This window comes from Nocardiopsis sp. CNZ308 (genome assembly GCF_004217075.1).
The window spans coordinates 4,746,161-4,770,204 of record NZ_SHKJ01000001.1; the positions used below are offsets into that span (position 1 = coordinate 4,746,161).

3 protein-coding genes are annotated in these 24,044 nt (G+C 72.7%); 1 reads left to right on the top strand and 2 read right to left on the bottom strand.

All coding sequences use genetic code 11. From position 1 onward, the window contains the following. Positions 1 to 17: 17 nt before the first annotated feature. Positions 18 to 233 carry a hypothetical protein gene (locus EV372_RS20380; RefSeq protein ID WP_013152262.1) on the bottom strand — a complete coding sequence of 72 codons (216 nt, stop codon included), beginning with the start codon at positions 231 to 233 and terminating at the stop codon, positions 18 to 20. Then, positions 230 to 22,606 (bottom strand): hypothetical protein, encoded by a 22,377-nt coding sequence (locus EV372_RS20385; RefSeq protein WP_130397298.1) that lies wholly within the window; start codon positions 22,604 to 22,606, stop codon positions 230 to 232. Before EV372_RS20385 ends, EV372_RS20380 begins: the two co-directional genes overlap by 4 nt. 320 nt (positions 22,607 to 22,926) lie before the next feature. On the opposite strand from EV372_RS20385, the gene EV372_RS20390 reads away from it, so the two are divergent. Further along, on the top strand, positions 22,927 to 23,640 hold the full coding sequence (locus EV372_RS20390; protein ID WP_486484007.1) for a DeoR/GlpR family DNA-binding transcription regulator: 714 nt from the start codon (positions 22,927 to 22,929) through the stop codon (positions 23,638 to 23,640). Positions 23,641 to 24,044 lie beyond the last annotated feature (404 nt).

The following is a 24,044-nucleotide window of genomic DNA, read 5'->3' on the forward strand; positions in this document are numbered from 1 at the left end:
GCCGAAGCCGGGCCCGGTCACTCCGGTTCCTCGAAGTAGCGGACGTAGGCGTTGGACTGCGCGGCGCACTCGTCGAATATCCGCTCGCCGGACCAGCCGCGCGTGGCGCGCAGGCGTGGGATCGCGCCGGCCGTCTCCGGGTCGTGGGCGGTCAGGGTTCCGTCGTCGTGCAGCGTCAGGAACGGCCGTGTCCGCTGCGTGCGGCGGTCCTGGGCGTAGAGCACACGGGTCACCGGCCACCCCCCGAGAACAGGCCGGTGGTCCCCCGCGCGTTGCGGGCCAGCATGTCGAAGCGCTCCATCATCTCGTCGAACCAGTCGGACCGGCCCAGGCGGTCGAACTCGCCGTGGAGCCCGGCGAGCCGGGCCCGCAGGAACCGGATGTCGGCCCGGGTCAGCGGGTTGGCGATCCACGTATTGGCCTCGAAGTCGTAGAAGGGCCGCATGCCGTTGATGTAGGCCAGCCCCTCCAGGTCGGTGGGGTCTTCTGGCGTGTGCTCGTACTTGAACCAGGCCTTGCCGTGGTCGATGCCCGCGACGCGCCCTCTGCCCTGGTCCAGCCAGTTGCCCGGGTTGCGGTCGCCGTTGGCGATCAGCACGTCCAGCAGGCCCAGCACGTGCCCGTCCCAGGTGTTCAGGAGCGGGGACCGCGGGTTGTCCAGGTGGGTGAACCCGGATTCGCCGTTCATGAAGTGCATGAACACCTCGGTCTCACCGATGCGCAGGACACCGGGCACGTTGGCGCCGATGGCGCGGCCCACCAGCGAGGCGAGCTGCTCGGCGTCGGCGCGGTCACGGGCGAAGGTGGCCCCCTCGGTGTCCTTGTAGACCGCCTGCGCGCCGTTGGCGAAGCGCATGAGCGTGGTACTGCCGTCGGAGCCGTCCTCGACGAGCGCCTGCTGGCTCACCACATCGGATCCGGTGGTTTCGGCGAGGTCCTCGACACCGGCGAAGGTCCCGTTCCACAGCATGAGCGCTGCGATCCGCTCGTCCTGGTCCCCGTCCCGGTCCTGCGCGGTCTCCTCGGTCGAAGCCGCTGGCTGCTCGCCGTAGGCCGCCGCGGAGGGGTCATGGAACCCGGCGGTGTGCTGGTCGTTCTCCCCGTCCGCGGATGTGTCCCCTCGCTGGCCCGGGGCCCCGGTCATGGGGTAGGCCACGATGTCGGTCAGCGAGCTGGGCAGGGGGCGGTCGCTTCCGAAACCGGAGTCCAGGAGGCCGAGGGTGGCGTCCAGGGATTTCGGGTCGAGGAAACCGAGGGGACCGCTTCCGTAACCGGAGTGCTTGGGGTCCAGGGCGTCGAAGGCGTGGTCGTCCCGGGCCCACAGGGGCTTGAACTGGTGGTCGTCGTCGAACGGTGTGCGCAAGGGCCGGTCCTGGACCGGTGTGTCGGGGGAGTCGTACAGGGACAGGTCGTCGTCGGAGACCAGGTCCGGAACCGCGTCCGGGTCCGGGGCGGAGTCCGTGTCCGAATCGGTGTCCGAGTCCGAGTCCGAGCCGGTGTCGGGGAACGGGTCGCGCCGGTCCGTGGGCGCGCTGTCGCGGGGGCCCCGGCCGCCCTGGTCGCCCTGGCCGTTTCCGCGCGAGGAACGGCCCTCGCCCCCGCCCCTTCCGCGGTTCCCGCCGTCGCCCTCGGAACCGCGCCCGGTGCCGGAGCCGCCCCGGCCCTCGGAACGGTCGTCGCCGCCGCCGGACCGGTCGCCCTCGCCACGGGAGCGGCCGCCGCCCCCGGTCCGGTCCTGGCCCGAGCCGTCGCCGCCGGTGCCGTCCTCGTCCCCGCGCCGGTCCTTCGCGGGGCCGTCGTCGGAGGACGTCCTCCCCGGCTCCACGGCCGCGTCGATCCTCTCCAACAGCCTCCGTACGCTGTCGGCGCGCTTGCGGGCGCTGTCGGCGATCTTCTCGGCGTCGTCGCGGGCCTCCCGCGCGGTCTCCGCGGCCTCCTCGGCGCGCTCGGCCGCGGTCTCCGCCTTCTGGGCGGCCTGCTGCGCGTACTCATGGGCGCGGCGGGCGTCGGCGGCGGCCGAGTCGGCCATCTTCACGGTCGCGTCGGCGGCGTCGCGGGTGCTCTGGGCGATCCCGCGTGCCTCGTTCGCGCGGGCGGCGGCCTCACGGGCCTCCCGGCCGGTGGTCTCCGCCCTGGTGCGCAGGTCCTGTGCCCGCCGGGTCAGCTGGTTCGCGTCCTCGGTGGCCCGGGCGGCGCGCTCCGCCGCCTCGCGGGCGGTCTGCCGGGCCTCCTGGGCCCTCGCCCGCGCGTCCTGCGCGGCCCGGCGGGCGGCGTCCTGGCGGGTGTCCGTCGTCCTTGAGCGGTCGTCGGCCGTGTTCGGCGCGGCCTGCGACCCCGTGTCGCCGGGAGCGCTGTCGGACGGGTTGACCGTCCCCCGGGGGCCGGTGCCGCCCGGCGCGGTACGCCCGCCGGAGGAGGTCCGGGAGGCGTTCGCCGCCTGGGCCGCGAGGTCCGCGGTGGTGCGGGCCGTGCGGGCGTCGGCCTCGGCCTGAGCGGCGTCCCTGGCCACCTTCGCGGCGTTCGCCCGCACCTCGTCGGCCCTGGCCGCCGCCGCGTTCGCGGCGGCGCGGGCGTCCCGGGCCGTGTCAGCGGCCCGCTGGGCCGCCTCACCGGCGTTCCGCGCGTTCTGGGCGGCCCGGTCAGCGCCGTCGCGGTGGCCGGACGCGCTGGTGTTGAGCCCCTCGGCCCAGGTCCGCAGGGCCTCGGCGTCCGCGGCCGTCCGGTCGGCCTTCGCCTTCGCGGCGTCGGCCTCCGCCTTCGCCGTCCCGGCGTCGGTCCGCGCCTCCTCCGCCGCGTCCCGGGCGGTGTCGGCGCGCTCGGCGATCCCCTCCAGATCGGAGATCAGGCTCTCGGCCTCCTCGCGCGCCTCCCGCGCGGCCCCGTCCCGGGCGGCCCGGTCGCCGCCGGCGGGCCGGTCCTGACCGGACAGGTCCTCCACGGCGGCGTTGAGCGCCCGGTAGCGCTCGGGGGTCGCGTCGAGTTCGTCCACGAGATCGGCGACGGCGTCCTCCTGCTCGCCCGCGGCCTCCTGGGCGCTGGTCGCCGAGGTGTCCGCCTCCGCCGTCTCGGAGACGGTCGTCCGGACCCGCTCGATGAAGGCCTCGCGGTCGGGTTCGGGCATCGCCGTGCGGGCCGCGTCGCGGGCGGTGGTGAAGGCGTCGCGGGTGGTGGTGGCTTCGGTGTGCGCCGTGTCCGCCGCCGTGCGCGCGTCACGCGCCTGCCGTTCGGCCCCCGGTGAGGGAGCGCCGTCGGTCCCGGGTGCGGGCGTGCGTCCTTCGCTCCCGGCTGCGGGTGCTCCGCCGTCGGAGCCGGTGAGGACGCGGGTGCCCTGCTGGAGGTCGGCCCTGCCGTGGTCCAGGGAGGTGGAGAGGCCGTTCGCGTCATCGCGTGCGCCGCGGGCCTCCCGGACAGCGGTGTCCGCGGTGTCGGAGGCCTGCCGGACCCGCGCGTCCACGGTGCCCGTGTCCTGGTCCTGGCCGTCCCGGAGGCCGCTGGAGCCGCCGGGGTCCCGGACGGGGGTGTCGGGCTCCGGCGCACGCAGGTTCAGCTCCGACATGAAGCGGTCGGCCAGCGTCTGGCTCGGCCCGGCCGGTGCGGGCGCCGGGGCCGGAGGGGTCACGGTGACGGTCGGCTGGGGCTCGCTGGTGGTAACGGTGGTGACGTCGCCGGTGGTCGTGGTGTTTCCGGAGGTGACACCCCTGTCGCCGGTAGTGCCGGTGGTCGTGTCGCTGACGGTCGTGTTGCCGGTGTTCCCCTCGGCCCCCGTGTTTCCCGTGGTCGTGTTCCCGGTGACCGGTGTGCGGGTGGTCGTCCCGTCGCCGCTGACCGCGCGCACGGGGGGAGCGGTGCCGCCGTCCGGCCCCTGTCCGACCTCCCCCAGCGCGGTGCGCGTGGTGTTCACGGTCTCGACCAGGGCGTCGATCTGGCGGTCGAAGTCGCGCAGCGCCTCCTTGTACTTGTCCTCCTGCTCCTTGTAGGCGCTCTCAGCGCTCCGGTCGTCCGGCTCGGCGGCGAACCCCTCGGCCAGGTCCTCCAGCGGTGCCCGGGTGTCGGCGTACGCGGTCTCCGCCTTGCTGAACTCCTCCCGAGCCCGGGTGAGCCGGTCCATGGCGGGGGCCATGTCCTTGGCCTGGTCCGGCGTGAGGAAGCCCATCGCGATCGCGTCGGCCTCCGAGAACCAGCCGGCCATCCTGACCGTGACGTCGTCCACGCCCCAGCGGGTGGGCCGGTGGTGGAGCGGGGTCGGCGCGAGGCTCGGGTCGTTCCGGTGGAAGGCGGCGGGCGCCTTGAGCTTGCTGCCCGCGGCGAACGCCCAGGTGGCGTCGTACTCCACCAGGTAGACGGGACCCTGGCGGAGCTGGTCGGACTCCTGGTAGCCCTTGACGGCCTGGTTGGAGCCCCTCTCGGTCCCCTGGGACGAGCTGGTGTTCACGGCCGCCGAACCGGTGTGGATGCCCTCGTGGCCGTCGTAGGGGATACCGCCGGTGGTCAGCCCGGACGGGCGGAACTCCCCGCCGCGGCCCTGGCTCCCGCCGTGGGAGTCCCCCGCGCTGTTCGTCCGGGGCCGGACGCGGGAGTCGCTGAGCTGGCTGCCCGGCAGCGCGTCCAGGATCTTCGCCCCGCGGTTGCTCGGCACGACCTTGGCGCCCCACTCCGTGCGGCTGATGTCGGTGAACTGCACCCCCTCGGAGTTGCGCGAGGCCGACGGGTACACCGCCTTGAGGGCCTTGTCGCTGAGGCTGTGGTCGATCTCGTTGTACACCGGGTCCTGGCCGTAGGCGTCGGCGAGGTAGGCGCGCGCCGCGTCCGCCGTGGCCCGGGTGGGCTGCCCCCCTTCGGGGGTGCCGGGGGGCGGCTGCCAGCCCAGGGACTGCGCGATGACGACGTTGGCCTTGTCGCGCAGCGCCTGTCCGCCGTCCTGCACCATGGCCGGTTTGGTGACGGCGGCGTCGTTGCCGGGCCGGGGTCCGGCCTCGTTCGTCCAGGCGCGCAACGCCTCGGACACGGACGCGTGGACGGGGGCCGCGGGCCGCCGCGTCGTGCCGCCGCCCTCCGCGGGGGCGGGGGCGCGGTCGTTTCCGGTCGTGTCGGTTCCCGTCCGGTCGCCGGTGGTGTCCTCGCCCTCCGGGGCCGCGGCGGTGTCCCGGTCGGCGGGAGCGGTCCGCGCGGAGCCGGTGCCTTCCGTGGACGTGGTGACGGCGGGGGGAGGCGCCGACAGGTCGGCGCCGGTGCTCCGCGCGCCGTCTCCCGTGGTGGTCGCGGCGGTGGTCGTCGCCGGGGGGTCGAAGGTCATGTACGCGAACGGGTACAGCGTCTCGATCCGCCCGCTGTCGGCGGTGCCCGTGTACGTCGATCGCGGCGCGTTGCCGTTCTCCCCGCCCTTGGGTTCGCCGAGTTCGAGGGTGAGGGTCAGCCTCGTGTCCGCGCCGACCTTGGCGTACGGGGTGTTCAGGTGCAGCTCGGTGGTGCGGGCGTCGTCCTGCGACTGCCCGGAGGAGCGCCCGTCGTTGCTGGAGGAGGACACCGCCCCGGCGGGGGCGCCGAACAGCGGGCGGTGCTCCGGCTGCCCCTCCGAGCCCTGGTCGTCCTGGGCGTAGGGGAGGGGTTGCAGCAGCACGCCGTCCGCGCCCACCGCCGTCCCGGTCCCCCTGTTCTGCGAGTGCGCGTCGGTGGCCTTCCACGTGTGCGACTCGATGTAGTAGCCGGACTGGCCGACGTAGGAGACCTCGGTGCGGCTCGGGTCCCTGGTCAGGTTCACGTAGACCTTCGCCGGGGTGGCCGAGCGCATGGCGTGCGGACGCGAGTCCGGGGTGGGCTCCGGCCCCAGAGCGCGGACCTTGACCGGCACCGGGACGGTGGAGTCCGGGTTCTGGCCCAGGTGCGTGGTCAGCTTCTGGAGCAGGAGCTCCCGTCCGCCGCTCGTCAGCTCCAGCCCGTTCGAGGCGAGGTCGTTCACCAGCTCCTGGATGGCGGCCTCGGGGTCGGCGGGCTGGATCTGCCTGCCGTTGTCCTCGAACCCGGGCCGCACCCGCGCGTTCTCGGGCTTCTTGGGGTTGGGCTGCGGGCTCAGGTCCACCCTGTCGCCGTCGCGGGTCGCCTGATCCAGCACCATCCCCTCCTCCTGGGCGTCGCGGGAGTGCACGTAGCCCGCGAGCAGGTCCTGGACGGGAGCGGTCCACCCGTGGAACAGGGTCTTCCAGTTCAGGGGCGGGCCGATGCTCCAGTTCTTCAGGAACTCGATCGCCTGGGTGAGGTGGCCGGAGGCGCGGAAGGCGTACACCCTGGTGTTGTCCGGGATGAACAGCACCGACGACGTGAACGAGGTCGACTGGGTGTGCGAGGCGCCGCGGGAGAAGAACGTGCGGGAGAGGGAGGTGCCGAACACCGGGATCGGTCTGACGGCCTCCTTCGGCAGCGAGTCGTCGGAGCCGGGCGGGTTCGGGTTGCGGGCTCCGCCCCCGCCGAACCTGACTCCGAGGCTGCCGGTGAGGGAGGAGGTGGTGGACAGGGTCACCTCGCTGCCGCCGTTCCACCGCATCTGGGCGCCGACGGGGCGGAAGTCGGTGACGCTGTCGATGTCGACCCTGGTGGCGACGGTGGCGCGGACGTCGTGCGGTGACCAGAGGCCGCCGCTCATCTCCTGGCGGATGCGCGAGCCCGACGGCGTGGTCACGCTCCTGCTCGCGGCCAGCTCCTCCGCCGACAGGTGGTTCTCGAACTGCCGACCGCCCCCGGAGGAGTCGGAGAGGAACGACTCCAGCTTGCGCCGGTAGCCGTCGTGGAGGCCGCTGCGCGTGTCGGAGAAGGTCCGGTAGGTCTCCTCCAGCAGCCCGCGCATGCCCCGGCTCCCGGTGTCGAAGTGGGTGTTCACGCGCTCGAAGGTGCCGCCGATGCGGCGGATCGCCTGGGCGCGGGCCTGGTTCAGGGTCAGCGGGCCGTGCTGGGGGCGGTTGGAGGGGGCGCCGTCCCCGCTCCGGTCGTCTCCTGCCGGGGTGTTCTCCGGCGTCGTCCCGGTGGTGGTGTCGGCGGTGCTGACCGGAGGAGGCGGTGTGGTCAGGGCGGTGGGCTGGTTGGTGCCGGTGCTGGTGTCCGTGGTGTTTCCGGGGGCGGACGGTGAGGCCAGGGCGGCGGGCTGGCCGTCGTCGGCGCCGGTGGTGGTGCCCTGGGAGGCGGTGACCACTTCGGTGCCCCCGCCGAACAGGCGTCCCCAGGTCTGCACGACCCCGTCCCGGACGACGGTCCACCGGCCTCCCCGGTCGTCGCCGCCCGTACCGCCGGTGGTGGTCCGCGGGACGAAGTTCCGGACGATCATGTCCCGGGCCTGCTCGGGCGTGAGCGGTTGCCGGACGTCCGCCGTGGCGGGCGCCGTGTTCCCGGCGGTGTCCGTCCGCGCGGAGTCCCCCTCCCGGGTGGTGGTGACGGTGGTCTCGGTGGCGTCGCGCGTCTCCCGCCCGTCGGAGGAGGTGGCGGTCTCGCCGTCGCGGGCCGTGCCCGTGGGGTCGGATACGGTCTGCGGGGAGTCGGAGGACACCGGCGGCATCTTGGGCGTGAGGAGGACCATCTGGGCGTCCACCCCCGTGCCCAGGAGCGGGATGCCGCGTTCGCGCTGGGGCCTGTCGTCACGCGCCATCCCGATGTCGTCGTTCTCGAACAGCCGCGCGGTGAAGCGGGTGCGGGACGTCCACACGTCGGAGTCCCCGCTGAACAGCACCGTCTCCTCGGAACTGTGCGAGAGGCCCTGACTGGACCCCTCGCCCTTGTTCAGGGACGCGTTCAACGAGACCGAGGGGTTCCCCATGACCCGGGGGACGCCGCGTGCGTCGGCGCCCTCGTCGGTGCGCACGCTGGCGCCGACGTTGACGCCGACCGAGTGGCTGACGCTCGACCCCTTCGTGGTGGTGATCCCCGCCGAGCCCGCGAAACGGCCGCCCCCGCTGGCGGTCGTGTCGAACTGGTGCTCCAGGCGGTCGAAGTCGCCGTAGACGCGCACGGTCACCGTCGCGGGACGGCCGCCCCTGTCCTTGCGGATCATCGTCGGGTCGATGACGGCGGATTCCTTGAGGCGGACCGGGACGCCGTTGCCGGACAGGTCGGGCGCGCCGTTCCTGAGCCCGGACTCGGAGAGCGCGTTGATGACCTTCAGGGTGTTCTCCCGCGCCACGTCCACGTTGCGGCGCAGGCCCCAGCGCTCGCGGAAGCTGCGGACCGCGTCCGGCTCCATGTGGCTGGGACGGACGGCGTAGTCCTTGCCGGTCCGGGCCAGGTCCGGGATGACCATGCCGGGGCGCTTCTCGGCGATGTCGCTGAGCACGCGGTAGGCCAGGTCGTCGTAGAACGGGCGCTGGGGTGAGGGAGGTGTCTGGGTGTCGCCGTCGGCGCCGTCGTCCCCGGTGCTTTGCGTCGTCCCGCCGTTGTCCGCCGGAGCGGGTGGGGGGAGGTGGCCGAATCCGCGTACGGTGGCCCCGCTCAGGTCCGTGGGGTGGTCCACCGCGAGGTTCGGGAACGGGGGCCGGGGCGGCGCGGACGGGCTGTCGGTCGAGGACGGGGGCTTGGGGAGTTCGCCGTTGAGCTGGCGGGCGTCCTCGACCGTGAGCAGCTCGACGGAGCTGCCCTCGAAGCGGTGCGCTTTCGGCTCGCCCTGGATATGGACGTAGAAGTCGCGTTTCACGTCGTAGGCCGCGTGGCCGGAGGGGGCGTGCACGACGTGGCTGCTCGTCCCCGAGGTGTTGAGCGTGCTCCCGGTGCTCTTCTCGAAGGTCGCCGAGTACTCCACGAAGGGCACGTCGAGCCGGACGCTCTTGCCGTTCGGTAGTTCGAGCCAGACGCCGAAGCCGCCGCCGACCGAACCGGAGGCCACGGTGGAGTGCTTCACGCTGGAGGAGTCGCTCTTGACCGTGGTGTTGCTGTGCACGAAGTCGGCCAGGCCGGGGGCGAAGTCCTTGCGGTCGTACTCGGTCGCCACCGACCACATCCGCATGATGCGCGGGTGGCTGTTGGGGATCTCGATCCGGATGTGCGCGGAACTGTTGGACATCTGCGGCAGGTACTGCTGCAACCGGTCGTTGTCGAAGGTGGCCTCGATCCGCGCGCGGTACTCGTCGTCGCGCCGTTCCCTGCGGGAGGGGGTGTGGTCGGCGCCCCGGTCCGCCTTGGGGCGGGGGAGGAGGTGGTCGGCGAGCCAGGTGCCGAGGGTGCTCCCGCCCGGCCTGCCGCCGCCTCCCGCGGCGGCGGTGCCGCCGTCGCGGTCGCCTCCGCCTCTGCGGTCGGTCCCGTCTCCGCGGCCGTCCTCTCCGCCGCGGCCGGTCCCGCCGTCGCCGGACGCGGTGTTCCCGCCGGTTCCGGTGCCGGACACCGCGGGGACCGGGGAGAAGCGGGTGATCTCCAGCGGGTGGCCGGTGCCCATGAGCGGCCGGTTCACCGGCGGATGGTGCCCGTCCGCGTCCCTCGGTCCGTTGTCGGGCGTGATGCGCGGGGGCGCGTCGGAGGAGGAGACCGCCTCGCCCGGCAGGTTCATGGCCAGCCCGTTGTACGCGGTCCCCTCCTGGACGCGCGGCGCGGTGAGGCCGGGGCCGGTGACGGACGCCCTCATGCCGAGGTCGCCGACGTAGATGTTCGGGGCGCCGAGCAGTTCGATGCCGGTGGCGGAGTTGGCGCTGGTCGAGGCCGATCCGGAGGTGCCCCGGACCTTCGTGCCGCCGCGCCCGCCGATGGCCGCGATCGGCCCGGCGTCGTTGCCGTCGACGCCGGTCATGTAGAAGGGGCTCATCGTGAACTTGCCGCCGACGGTCTTGCCCGCGCCGCGTGACCCGCCGTCACTGGAGTCCACCCCGGGCCCCGCGTCGTTGAGCCTCAGGAACCTGGAGTCCCCTCCGCCGCTCAGGGCCTTGGCGTCGACGTGGTAGAAGTCGTCGCCGAGGGAGCGCAGGTCGATGTCGGCGCTCCAGGTCTGCCCGTCGCCGGTGGCGCTGACGGTGCGCCCGCCCTCGCGGAGGAAGGGCCGCGGCCCCTCCCTCGTGAGGACGTCGACCACGCCGTCCACGATCCCCTGCCGCGCGGTGTCGGGCATGCCCGGCGTACTGGTCAGGACGTCGTTGACGAACCCGGGCAGGTGCTCGGCGAAGAGCATGTGCGGTCCGAGGACGGTGGACGTGGTCAGGTAGCCCAGGTCGTAGCTCTGACCGCTCCGGTTCGGCACGAAGCCGCCGTCGTAGGTGAGGGTCGGGAGCGGCGGTGCGCCCTCCGGCGGGGCCCCCTCCGGTGATGTGCCCTCCTGGTGGACGGGTGAGTCGGTGTCGAGGGGGCCGAGCGGGACGTCCCTGCTGGTCCCGCCCAGGGGGACGGGGCCGGTGTCGCCGCTCGGGCCCGCGGGGGACGTCATGACGGTCATGACGGTGATCGGGTCCCTGGGGCGCAGCAGGTCGGCCTGCATCCGGGCGAAGCCGCGGTAGTCGAGGTAGGCCTCGTTGGCTTCGCGCTGCGTCTGGTAGGCGCGGGCGCGCAGGTCGGCGGCGTCGGGGCGGCCCTGGCTCTCGGCTTCCCGGGACCGGCTGACCAGGTCCTGGGCGCGCTGGTAGCCGCTGAGCGCCTCCTTGATACTGGCCGAGGCCAGTTCGTTGAGCCTGGTGGCGGCGGTGATCCCGTCCGACACGGCCTGGGGGGAGGGGCGGCCCCGACCACGGGTGTTCGCGGGAGCGGAGCCGTCCCGGTCCCCTCCGCGCGAGGAGCCGTTGCCGTGGTCCGGTTCCGTGTCGCGGCTCCTGTCGCCGCCCTCGGTGTCGGAGCCGTCCTGGTCGCCTTCGTGCCGGGAGCGGTTGCCGTGGTCCGGTTCCGTGTCGCGGCTCCTGTCGCCGCCCTCGGTGTCGCGTCCGGTGCCGAAGCCGCGCCCGTCCTCGGAGCGGTCGCCGTCGTCGCCGCTGCGGTCGTCGCTGCTGCCCGAACCGTCCTCGTCCCGGCCGCCGTCCTTGTCGTCGTCCTTCTTCCGGCCGCCGTCCTCGGAGGACGGCCTTCCCCGCTCTGCGGCCGCCGTGATCCTCTCCAGCAGCTGCCGTACGTCGTCGGCGCGTTCGCGGGCGCTGGTGGCGATGTTCTCGGCGTCGTCGCGGGCCTCCTGCGCGGTCTCCGCGGCTGTCTCGGCGTCCTTGGCCGCGGTCTCCGCCTTCTGGGCGGCCTTCTGGGCGGACTCGTGTGCGCGTTGGGCGTCGGCGGCGGTCCTGTCGGCCGTCTTCGCGGTCGCGTCGGCGTCCTCCCGGGCCTTCTCGGCGATCCCGCGTGCCTCGTTCGCCCGGGCGGCGGCCTCCCGGGCCTCCCGCGCGGTGGTCTCCGCCCTGGTGCGCAGGTCCTGTGCCTGCTCGGCCAGCTGCTTCGCGTCCTCGGCGGCCCGGGTCGTGGTCCGCACCGCGTCGCGTGTGGTCTGCCGGGCCTGCCGGGCCCGCGCCCGCGCGTCCTCCGCGGCCCGGCGGGCGGCGTCCTGCCGGGTGTCCGTCGTCCCCCGGGCGTCCGTGCCGTCCGACGCCGTCTCGCCGCCGGGGGAGGGCTGGGGGGCGTTCACCGCCGCCTGGACCGCGCGGTCCGCGGCGGCGCGGGCCGCGCGGGCGTGCTCATCGGCCTGCTCGGCTCTCGTGGTGGCGTCCTCCGCGCGGGCGCTCACCCCAGCGGCCTCGTCCGCGGCGGCACGGGCCTTCGCGGCCGAGTCGGCGGCCCGCTGAGCCTCCTCCCCGGCCCTCCGCGCGTCCTGGGCGGCCCGGTCGGCGCTGTCCCGGTGGTGGGACGCGCTGGTGCGGAGCCCCTCGGCCCAGGTCCGCAGGGCTTCGGCGTCCGCGGCCGCCCGGTCGGCCGTCGCCTTCGCGGTGTCGGCGTTCGCCTTCGCGGCGTCGGCGTCCCTCTTCGCCGTCTCGGCGTCGGTCCGCGCGGTGTCGGCGCGCTCGGCGATCCCCTCCAGGGCGGAGACCAGGCTGTCGGCCTCCTCGCGCGCCTCCCGCACGGCCCCGTCCCGCGCGCTCTGGGCGGCCGGGCCTTCGCCGGTGGTCCGGTCCTGTCCGGACAGGCCGTCCACGGCGGTGCTGAGCGTCTGGTGCCGTGCCAGGGCCCCGTCGAGGTCGTTCCCGAGCCGGGTGACGGTTTCCCGGTGCTGGTCGGCCGCCTCCCGGGCGGCGTCGGCCGCGTTCTCGGCCGCGGTGGTGTCCGTCTCGGCCTGTTCGGCGGAGGCGTCCCCACGGGGCTCGGGTCTCGCCGTGAGGGCGTCGTCGCGGGCGGTGGTGAAGGCGTCGCGGGCGGTCGTGGCGTCGGTGTGCGCCGTGTCCGCCGCCGTGCGCGCGTCACGCGCCTGCTGCTCGGCCCCCGGTGAGGGGGCGCCGTCGGCCCCGGCGGCGGGTGCTCCGCCGTCGGAGCCCGTGAGGACGCGGGTGCCGTTCCCCAGCTCGGTCGTGCCGTTCTCCAGGGCGGTGGAGAGGTCGTTCGCGGCATCGCTTGCGGCACGGGCCTCCCGGTCAGCGGTGTCCGCGGCGTCGGAGGCCTGCTGGATCCGCGCGTCCACGGTGTCCGTGTCCCGGACGGGGGTTTCGGGCTCCGCGGCGACGAGGTTCAGTTCCGCACGGAAGCGGTCGGCCAGCGCCTGGCTCGGTCCCGTGGGCGCGGGCGCCGGGTCCGGCGGCGGGGTCACGGTGATGGTCGGCTGGGGTGCACTGGTGGTCGTGGTGGCGCCATCGGTGTCGCCGGTGGTCGTGGTGTCTCCGGGAGTGACATCCCTGTCTCCGGTGGTGCTGCCGGTGCCAGCGGTCGTGGTGCCGGTGGTCGTGTCCCCGGTCGTGCTGGTGGTCGAGGTGGTGTCGGCGGGGGCCGGTGCACGGGTCGTTGCCCCTCCGCTCGTGTCACCGCTCGACGTGCGTCCGGGGGGAACGGTGCCGCCGTTCGTCCCCTGGTCGATGCCCCCCAGGGTGGTGCGCGTGTCGTTCAGGGTCTGGACCAGGGCCCTGATCTTCTGGTTGAAGCTGGCCAGTGCCTTCGTGTACGCCTTCTCCTGGTCTTCGTAGGCGTCCCTGGCGCTCTGCTCGTCCGGCTTGTCGGCGTACCTCTGGGCCAGGCCCTCCATCGGGGCCCGGGTGTCGGCGTACTCGGCCTCCGCCTTGCTGAACTCCTCCTGCGCCTTGTGGATCCCGTCCTTGACGGGTGCCAGGCCCTCGACCTGGTCCGGACTGAGGAAGCCCATCGCGATCGCGTCGGCCTCCGAGTACCACTTGGCCATCCGGATCGTGGTCTGGTCCACGATCCATCGGGTGGGCCGGGAGTGGAGCGGGGTCTGCGGAAGGCTCGGGTCCTTCAGGTGGAAGGCGGCGGGCGCCGTGAGCTTGCTGCCCGCGGCGAACGCCCAGGTGACGTCGTGCTCCACGAGGTAGAAGGGCCCCTGGCGGAGCTGGTCGGACTCCTGGTAGCCCTTGACGGTCTGGTTGGAGCCCGACGCGGCCCCATGGGACGAGCCGGTGTTCGCAGCCGCCGCACCGGTGTAGATGCCCTCGTGGCGGTCGTAGACGGGACTCTCGGTGCTTATCCCCGCGGGGCGGAACCCGCCCCCGAAGCCCTGGCCCCCGCCGTGGGAGCTGCCGGAGCTGTCCGTCCGGGGCCGGACACGGGAGTCGCTGAGCTGGCCGTCCGGCCGCGCGTCCAGGATCTTCGCCCCGCGGGTGCTCGGCAGGGCCTTGGCACCCCACTCGGTGTGGTTGCTCCGCACCACCCTGTCGATCCACCCGGGGAGTTCGATGTCCTTGAAACGCACCCCCTCGGGGTCGAGCGAGGCCGACGGGTCCATCGCCTTGATGGCCTCGTCGCTGAGGCTGGCGTCGATCTCGTTGTAGACCGGGTCCAGTCCGTAGACGTCGGCGAGGTGGGCCCGCGCCGCGTTCGCCGCCTCCTCGGCCGACTGCCCCTCGGGCGGCTTCCAGCCCGCGGACCGCGCGACGACGATGTTGGCCTGCTCGCGCAGCGCCTTTCCGTAGTCCTGCACCATGGTCGTCAGTGCGAGGGCGGAGTCGTTGCCGGGACGTGGACCCGCCTCACGGGTCCACGTGCGCAACGCGTCGGCCTGGGAGGCGTAGATGGGGGCTCCGGGCCGCCGCGTCGTGCCGCTCCCCGTCCGGTCGCCGGTGGTGCCGGTGGTGTCGCCGTTTTCCGGGGCCGGAGTGGTGTTCCGGTCGGGCGGAGCGGCCCCGGTGGAGCCGGTGCCGTCCGTGGACGTGGTGACGGCGGGGGCCGGCGGAGGCGACAGCGTGTCGGTGCCGGTCTCCCGCGTGTCGGTTCCGGTCTCCCGCGTGTCGGTTCCGGTCTCCCGCGTGTCGCCTTCCGGGGTGGTCGTCGCCGGGGGGTCGAAGGTCATGTACGCGAACGAGTACAGCGTGTCGACCCGTCCGCTGTCGGCGGTGACCTCGTAGACCGGTTGCGGCTCCTTGCCGTTCTCGCCGCCCTTGGGTTCGTCGAACTGGAGTTTGAGTTTGAGGCTCGTGTCCGTGCTGACCTTCGCGTACGGGGTCTTCAGGTGCAGCTCGATGGTGCGGGCGTCGTCCTGGGACTGTCCGGAGGAGCGCCCGTCGCTGCTGGAGGCGGAGACCTCCCCGGCGGGGGTGGTGAACAGGGCGCGGTGTCCCGGCTGTCCGTCCGGCCCCTGGTCGTCCTGAGGGTAGGGCGGAGGTATCAGCAGTGCGCCGTCCGAGCTCACCGTCCTGCTGGTCTCGTCGCTCCGCGAGCGCGCGTCGGTCGCCTTCACCGTGTGCGACTCGATGTAGTAGTCGGCCTGGTCGACGTGCGAGACCTTGGTGCTCTTCGGGTCCCTGATCAGTTCCACGTAGAGCTTCCCCGTGAAGCTCGAACGCTGCGTCCGCGGCTTCGAGTCCGAGGTGGGCTCCGGCCCCAGCGCGCGGACGTTGAGCGGCAGCGGGGCGGTGGGGTCCGGGTTCTGGGCCAGATGGGTGGTCAGCCGCTTCAGCAGGGCCTCCCGGCCGCCGCCGAGCGTCAGCTCCAGTCCGTTCGAGGCGAGGGTGTCCACCAGGGCCTGGGCGGCGGCCTCGGGGTCGGCGGGCTGGATCTGCCTGCCGTTGTTCTCGAACCCCGGGCGCACCCGCGCGTTCTCGGGCTTCTCCGGGTTGTCGTGGGGGCTCAGGTCCACCCTGTCGCCGTCGCGGGTCGCCCGGTCCCGGACCATCCCTTCTTCCTGGGCGTCGCGGGAGTGCACGTAGCCCGAGGCCAGATCCGTGACCGGACGGGTCCACCCGCGGAACAGGGTCTTCCAGTCCAGGGTCGGGCCGATGCTCCAGTTCTTCAGGAACTCGGTGAGGAGGGTGACGTGGCCGGAGGCACGGAAGGCGTAGGCCTTGGTGTTGTTCGGGATGAACAGCACCGACGACGAGAACGTGGACGACTGGCTGTGCGACGTGCCGCGGGAGAAGAGCGTGCGGGAGAGGGAGGTGCCGAACACCGGGATCGGTTTGACGGCCTCCTTCGGCAGGGAGTCGTCGGAGCCGGGCGGGTTCGGGTTGCGGGCTCCGCCCCCGCCGAACCTGAGTCCGAGGCTGCCGCTCCGGGAGGAGACCGCGGACAGGACCGTCTCGCTGCCGCCGCCCCACCGCATCTGGGCGTCGACGGGGCGGAAGTCGGTGACGGCGCCCAACTCGGACCTGGTGACGTTGGTGACCCGGACCTTGTGCGGTGACCAGAGACGGCTGCTCATCTCGTGGCGGGAGCGGGAACCGAACTTGCTGGTCGTGCTCTTGTCCGTGGCGAGTACCTCCGACGACAGGGACTGCTCGATCCGCTGACCGTTGCCGGGCGACCGGGAGAGGTACGACACGCGCTTGCGCGTGAACCCGTTCTCGGAGAGGGCCCGGTACACCTGCTCCCGCAGCCCGGGGGTCTGGTCCCTGTCGCCGAAATGGGTTCGCATGTGCTCGAAGAAGGCGCCGGCGCGGTGGAGCGCCTGCGCGCGGAGCTGCCCCAGGGTCGGCGGGTCCTGCGGCGGCCGGTCGTTCGGGGAGCGGTCGCCGTCGGCGCCCGTGACCGTGGTGGTGTCCGCCGGAGGCGCGGTGGTGTTCTGGGAGGGTGCGGCGGTATCGGTGCCTCCGCCCGACAGGCGTCCCCAGGTGTGCACGGCCCCGTCCCGGACGGCGGTCCACAGGCCGCCCCGCCCGCCGCCCGCCGGGGCGGGCCTCAGGGTGAGCATGTCCTTCACCTGCTCGGGCGGGAGCGCCTGCCAGTCGTCGGTCGTGTCGGTGTCGGTCGTGTCGGTCTCGGTCCGTGTGGGGTCCGAGGCCGTCGGGGACGTCTTGGGCGTGAGGAGGACCACCTGCGTGTCCATCCCCCCGTCTTTCAGGAGCGGTGTCCCGTGTTCGTGCTGGGACCTGCCGTCGCGCGTCATCCCGAGGTCGTCGTTCTCGAACAGCCGGGCGGTGAAGCGGGTGCGGGACGTCCACACGTCGGAGTCCCCGTTGAACAGGACCGTCTCCTCGACGCTGCGGGAGATGCTCTGGGCGGATTCCCTTCCGAAGCCCAAGGAGGTGAACAGCGCGACCATCGGGTTCCCCAGCGTGCCGGGAACACCGCGTGCGTCGCCCTTGGCGTCGTCGCGCACACTGCCGCCGACGGTGAAACTCAGCGAGTGGTTGAGGTTCGACCCCTTCGTGACGGTGACGCCGGACGAGCCGGCGAACCGGCCGCCTCCGCTGGCCGTCGTCTCGAACTGGTGTTCGAGCTTCCCGAATTCGCCGTAGACGCGCAGGGTCACGTGGTCGGGGCGCAGACCCCTGTCCGGGAGGACCGTCCTCCCGTCGATCACGGCGGTTTCCTTGAGGCGGACCGGGATGCCGTCGTAGGGCAGGTCGAACTTGCTGCTCTTGATGCGGGACTCGGAGAGCGCGTCCCTGACCTTCTGGGTGTTCTCCCGTGCCACGTCCGCGTTGCGGCGCAGGCCCCAGCGCTCGCGGAAGCTGCGGACCGCGTCCGGCTCCATGTGGCTGGGGCGGACGGCGTAGTCCTTCCTGGTCCGCGCGAGGTCCGGGATGACCATGCCGGGGTGCTTCTCGGAGATGCCTTTGAGTACTTCGTACGCCAGGTCGTCGTAGAACGAGCTCTCCGGTGAGTTGTACGTCTTGTCGGTGCCGTCGGTGCCGTCGTTCCCGGTCGTGTCCGTCGTCGTGTCCGTGGCCAGGGTGTCGCCGGCCCCTGTGGTCTCTGTGTTCCCTGTGGTGCTGCTTGTGGTGTTGGCGTTTCCGGTGGTGCCAGTGGTGTCACTGTTGTTTTCCGGAGCGGGCGGGGGGAGGTGGCCGAACCCGAGCACGGTGGACCCGCTCAGATTCGTGGGGCGGTCCACCGCGAGGTTCGGGAACGGGGGCCGGGGCGGCGCGGCCGGTCCGTCGGTCGAGGACTGGACCTTGGGCGGTTCACCGTTGAGCAGGCGGGCGTCCTCGACCGTGAGCAGCTCGACGGAGTTGCCCTCGAAGCGGTGCGGTCGCGGTTCGCCCTGGATGTGGACGTAGAAGTCGCGCTTGACGTCGTAGGCCGCGTGGGCCGAGGGGGAGTGCACGATATCGCTGATCGTCCCCGAGGTGTTCAGGGTGGTGCCCGTGCTCTTCTTGAGCGTCGCCGAGTACTCCACGGAGGGTGCTTCGAGCCGGATGCTCTTGCCGTCCGGCAGTTCGATCCAGATGCCGAAGCCGGTGCCGATCGAACCGGACACCGTGGTGGAGTGCTGCACGTTGGAGGAGACGCTCTTGACCGCGGTGTTGCTGTGCACGAAGTCGACCAGGCCGGGGGCGAAGTCCTTGCGGTCGTACTGGGTCGACACCGACCACATCCGCATGTACCGGGAAGGGCTCCCGGGGATGTCGATCCGGATGTGCGCGGAACCGTTGGACATCTGCGGCAGGTACTGCTGTACCTGGTCGTTGTCGAAGGCGGCCTCGATCCGCGCGCGGTACTCGTTGTTGCGCCTCTCCTTGCTGGAGGGGGCGCGGCCGTCGCCCCGGTCTCCCTTGGGAGGGGGGAGGAGGTGGTCGGCGAGCCAGGTGCCGAGGCTGTTTCGCCCCGGTCTGCCGCCGCCGTCCGTCGTCGCGGTGTCGGTGCTGTCACCGCGGTCGCCGGAGGCGGTGTTCCCACCGGTTCCGCTGTCGGATGCCGGTGGGACCGGGGAGAAGCGGGTGATCTCCAGCGGGTGTGCGGCACCTACGAACGGGCGGTTCACCGGCTTGTGGTGCCCGTTCGCGTCCGTCGTTCCGTTGTCGGGCGTGATCTGCCGGGGGCCGTCGGAGGAGACCGCCTCGCCCGGCAGGTTCATGAGCAGCCCGTCGTACGCGGTCCCCTCCCGCACGCGCGGCGCGGTGAGGCCGGGTCCGGTGACGGAGGCCTTCATGTGCAGGTCGCTGACGTAGACGTTCGGGGTGCCGAGCAGCTCGATGCCGGTACCGGAGTTGGCGCTGATCGCGGCCGATCCGCCGGTGCTCCGGACCTGGGAGCCGCCGCGTACGCCGATGGAGAAGATCGGCCCCATGTCGCTGCCGCTGACGTTGGCCAGGTAGATGGGGCTTCCCGTGAACTTGACGCCGACGGAGCCGCTCCCGTTCTGGGAGCCGGATTCGCTGGAGGCCACCCCGGGTCCGGCGTTGTGGAGCCTCAGGTGCCTGGAGTCCTCGCCGCTCAGGGAGTCGGTCTTGAAGTGGTAGAAATCGCCGTCGAGTGGGCGCAGATCGATGTCGGCGCTCCACGTCTGCCCGTCGTGGGTGGTGCTGACGGTGCGCCCGCCCTCGCGGAGGAAGGGGCGCGGCCCCTCCTTCGTGAGGATGGCGGCCACGTCGTCCAGGATCTGCTGACGTGCGGTTTCGGGCATGGCAGGCGTGTCGGCCAGGACGCTGTCGACGAACCCGTGCAGGTGCTCGGCGAAGAGCATGTTCGGACCGAGGAGGTTGGACGTGGTCAGGTAGCCCAGGTCGTACGGCTTGTTCCGGTCCGGGGTGAAGGTGCCGTTGTAGGTGGGGGCCGGGGGCTGCTCCGGTGCGGTCCCCTCCGGTGGTGCGCCCTCCGGTGCGGTCCCCTCCGGCGCGGTCCCCTCCGGTGGTGCGCCCTCCGGTGCGGTCCCCTCCGGCGCGGTCCCCTCCGGTGGTGCGCCCTCCGGTGCGGTCCCCTCCGGCGCGGTCCCCTCCAGTGGTGCGCCCTCCGGCGCGGTCTCCTCCTGGTGGACGGGGGAGCCGGTGTCGAGGGGACCGAGCGGGATGTCCCCGTCGGTACCGCCGAGGGGGACGGGTCCGGCGTCGTCGCTCGGGCTCGCGGGAGTCTCCAGGACGGTCATCACGGTGACCGGCTGGTCGGTGCGCAGCAGATCGGCCTGCATCTGGGCGAGGAGGTCGTAGGTCCGGTAGGCCTCGTTGGCCTGGCGCTGTGCCTCGTGGGCCTGGGAGCGCAGGTCGGCGGCGTCCGGGCGGCCCTGACTCTCGGCCTCCCGGGTCTGGCCGACCAGGTCCTGGGCGCGCTGGTAGCCGCTGATCGCGTCCTTGATGCTGGCCGAGGCCATCTCCCCGAGCCGGATCGCGGTGGTGATCCTGTCCGGCGGGGTCTGGGGGGAGGGGGTCCTCTGCCCGTCGGCTGCGGCGGGAGCGGGGGTGGACGGATCGCCCTGAACGGGTGGGGGCGCCATGGCGGGCGGCGGGACGGGCGCGGTGGGAGGAGCGCCGTCCTGCTCCTCCGCACGGGGCGGCGGAACGGCGTCCCGGTCGTCCTGGGAGTCGGCCGGAGGGGCGGGCTCGGGGGAGGGGTCGTCCAGCGTCCCGGGGAGGGGGTCAGTGTCCTCGGCCTGCGGCGGCGGTCCGCTCTCCGTCCTGACGGTGGTATCGCTGTGGTCGGTGCGTTCGTCGGTGCGTTCGTCGGTGCGTTCGTCGGTGCGTTCGTCGGTGCGTTCGTCGGTGCGTTCGTCGGCGGCGGGCGGCGAGGGCGGCGAGGGCGGCGGGTCGTCCTCCGACTCCGTCCGCTGCTCGGAAACGCTCACGGTGTCGGGGGTCGCGTGCCGTTCGTTCGTCGGGTCGCTCGTGTCGTCCCGCTCGGTGGTGGTGCCGCCGGTGGTCTCGGTCTCCGGTGCGGGCGGGGGGTCTGTCGTGACGGTGTGGAGGTCGTCGTTGGCCGACCGGTCGGCGGCCGTGTTCGGTGTGGTGGTGTCGTTGGTGCGCTGGGGCGAGCGTTCACCGCTGTTGCGCTCGGTGGGTGCGGAGCGCTGGCCGGTGTCGGGGGCCGGGTTCTGCGGGGCGGGCGCGGGGGGCGGAGTCGCTTGGCCGACCGAGGGCGCCACAGCGACGGGAGCGGTGTTCTGCCGCTGATCCTGTTCGGGAACGGAGCGGTCGTCGGGGTTGGTCTCGCCGCTCCTCTCCGTGTCAGGTGCGGTCTGTTCGGCGCTGGGGGGCGCGGCCGCCATGGGGTTGTCGGGGACGATGGCGTTGAGGAAGTCGGTGGCCAGGGGGCCGTTGTTCGTGCCCGTCCGGAAGGGGTCGTCGCCGGATCCGGGGCGGGGGGAGTCCACTCCGAGCGGCTCGTTCCGCGGTCCGGGGACGGAGGGCGTGTCGGGGCCGGGTCTCCCGTTCGGTTTGTCGGTGGTGGTGCCCTGCTGGGGGGCGGCCTCGTCGGTGTCGAACAGCGAGGTCTCGTCGTCGCTGTCGTAGGGGGAGGAGCGTTCGTCCCGGTCGAAGACGGACGAGGCGTCGCTGTCGTAGTCGGAACCGCTGTCGTACAGGGACCGTTCGTCGTCCTGTGAGGACGTGGCGGGTCCGTCGTCGCGGTCGTCTGTTGACTGGGTCCGGTCGCCGGGCGCGGGTACGGGGGAGCCGTTGCGTTCGGGGGTCCGGTCACCGCCCTGACCGGGGGCGTCGTCCCCGCGCCACCAGGGGTCGGTGCCGCCGGAGTCGGCGCGGTCGTCGGTCCGGCCGCCGGAACCGTCGCTCTCGGTCTGGGGCGCGGGTGTGTTGAGGTCGGGTGTGCCCTTGTCCTTGAACAGGTCGGCGCCGTGCAGGATGCCGTCGGTGGCGCCCTGCTGGATGCCCGCCTGGGTGGCGCCCGCGGTCGCGGAGTAGCCGGAGGCCTCCCATCCGCGTCCGTCGGCCATGCTGCCCAGGCCCTCGCCGAGGTAGCCCTCCAGGGCTCCGGTGACGATGTTGCCGCCGACCTGTTGGGCGTAGGTGCTCTTCTTGGAGAAGTAGTCGTTGAGGGGCTGTTGCAGGGTGACCGGTACATCCGAGAGGTGGTCGCGGGTGGAGGGCGGCAGGCGGTCGCCGATGGTGTCGCGCAGGTGCTGGCCCAGGTTGGGGTCGGTCCAGTTGCGGGCGAGGGTGTCGGCGTAGTCGCGTCCGAGGTCGCGTGCCGCGGTGTCTCCGATGTGGTCGCCGAAGTGGCGGGCGAAGAGGTCGGCGAACTCGTTGCGTGCTGCGGCGGCTTTGGCGGCGTTGTCGAAGGCGCCCGCGCCGATGGGGCTGGCGGGGTTGTAGGGGACCAGGAATTCCTCGTTGTGTCGGCCGAAGATTTCGGCCAGGTCCTTGTTGAGGGAAGGTGCGGGCAGGTCCGCGCCCGGTGTGTCCTTGGGCGCGGGGGAGTCCGGTCCCCGGTCGGGGTTCGTCGCGGGCGGGTCGTCCTTGGCCGGGCCGGTGGGCGGCCCGTCGGGTCCGCCGCCGGGCGGCGGTGGTGTGTCGGTGTCGGTGTCGCGGTTGGGGTTGCCGGGGGGCGGGGTGTCCTTGACGGGTCCGGTGGGCGGTCCGTCGGGTCCGCCCCCGGAGGGGGGTCCGGGCGGCGGAGCGTCTGGGGTGTTGTTGAGGGGGCCGGGAGGGGGACCGCCGGGTGTGGGGTCGGGTCTGGTCAGGGGTGGTGGGTCGGGGAGGTCGGTGATGCGGGCGACGCGGTCGCTGAACAGGTCGGTGAGTTGTCTGCTGAAGAGCCCGTCCATGCCGGCGGAGAAGACGGCGGACAGGGCGCCTTCGATGGTGGCGCCGATGTGGGCGCTGCGGGTGAGGTTGGGGTCCTTGTGGTGGCGGGTGCCTCTTCCGATCTGGATGCGTTGGATGATGCTGTCCATGCTGGCGAAGATCTGGCTGATGATCTGGTGGCCGGGCACGGTGATCAGGAGCCAGGTCAGGATGCGGCGGATGGCCAGGCTGCGGATGGCCTTGAAGATGGGGATCCACTTCAAGGAGGCGCCGAAGGTGAACTTGGCGGTGGCGATGGCCCAGGCGATCTCGGCGAGGAGTTGGACGAACTGGCCGATGACCATCATGTGCATGTACTCGACGTTGGCGCGGGCCTTGAAGAGTTCGCTGGACATGGTGGCGGCGTTGGAGCGGGCGGAGCCGACGTAGTCGTTGTCGCCGGTGGTGAACTGGTCCAGGGAGCGTTCGTAGTTCTGGGCGGTGTTGCCGCTGAAGTGGCGTCGGGCGTGGACGCGGCTGAGGTCGAACAGGTCGTCCAGGGCTTTGATGCGTTGTTCGAGGGCGGCGTAGACCTCCGACCCGCGGCCCAGGGTGTTGATGCTCGCCTTGGGGATGGGGATGCCGGTGAGGACCTCGATCGCCTTGCGTTGGGAGGCGCTCATGTTCTCGTCGAACGGCATACGCGCCTCCCCCTCCCCGACCGCTCCCCAGGAGGGTTGAAAATAGCACCGGTACACCCGAATGTGGAAGTAGTTGTTCTTCTGTTTCCGTTCCCGTCCGTGTGCGTTGCCTTGTGTCCTCTGCTGCTGTGGTAGGCGATCCGGCCGCGAAACCCTGTACGGACCCGCCGCCGCTCCGCTCCCTCCGGAGGCGCCGCCCCGCAGGTCGGCGGCGCCCGTACACGCCCCGCACCCAGGGTGACGTTGCCATTTCGCAACGGTTTTCCCCGAACAGCGGGGGTATTCGCATACCGTTCCCCTTCGGCCGGGATGCTTTCTTCGTGAGGAAGCAGAGGACCCGATCGCATTCACTCGCCGGGCCGGGGCTCGTCGCCCCCTCGGTCAAGGGGTTGACCATCGACGGATCGGAGGACCTTGTGAGTGGTCTCAGTGGTGGCGCCACGGTTGTCGGGCCGACAACGGGAGTCAGCGCCACGACGACACCGTCCGGAACGGGGCGGCTCTCGGCCGCCGAGGGCAGGATCGCCAGGGCCGCCCTGGCGGAGCTGCCGAGGGACGGGGTGATCATGCTCGACGCCGGACTGATGGCGGAGCGGATCGCGTGGTTGCTGCCGACCGGGTGCGGGCTGAGCGTCCTGACCAACTCCGTCCCGGTCGCGCTGGGGCTGGCCTCGCGCCGCGACCTTTCCGTGCACCTCCTGGGGGGCCGGGTGAGCGCGGCGGCCGGGACCACGCTCGCCTCCGTGCGCCTGCTGGAGCAGCTCCACGTCGACGTGGCCTTCATGGTCGCCGACGGCGTGTCCCCCGAGCGCGGCCTGACCTGTGCCGACCCCGCGGAGGTGATGACCAGGCAGGCCATGGTGCGGGCCTCGTCCAGAACCGTGCTGCTGGCCGACCACACCAGGATCGGCGGCGACCGCATCGCCCGCTTCGCTCGGCTGCACGAGGTGGACTGCCTCATCACCGACACCGGCACCGACCCCGAGGACGTCCGGAGGCTGCGCGGGCGCGGACCGCGCGTGCGCGTGGTCTGACCCCCGTCCGGCGCCGGACACGCCCGGTGACGAACGCCTTCGCCGCCGGGCGCGTCCGGACCGCCGGCGGATGTGTCGCGCTCCACACCGCGGCGCCCTCCCCGCCCCGTCTCCGACCAGCCCGGCAGGTCGGAGACGGGGAAACCGGCTCCGCAGGTGGTGTCGTTCAGATGTTGTTTTGCGTGTGTTTGTCGCAGGGCTGCGGATGCGTGGTCTTCTCGGGTTGCCGTGAGGCTGATGTCCGGAAGTTCGGGCGGGCCACAGTCACAGAAGGGGAACGGGGGGTTGTTACGGCAGGCGACTTCTCTATAAGCTCACGCAAGGACAGATAAAACCCAACCAATACCACGTGGTTTCGGTCAGTCCTCGGGCTCCGCCCCGCGCGACTCCGGTCACGCCAGCCC

Excerpts from the sequence above, each read along its gene's own strand:
- EV372_RS20385 (WP_130397298.1), bottom strand. The coding sequence starts at position 22,606 with ATGCCGTTCGACGAGAACATGAGCGCCTCCCAACGCAAGGCGATCGAG.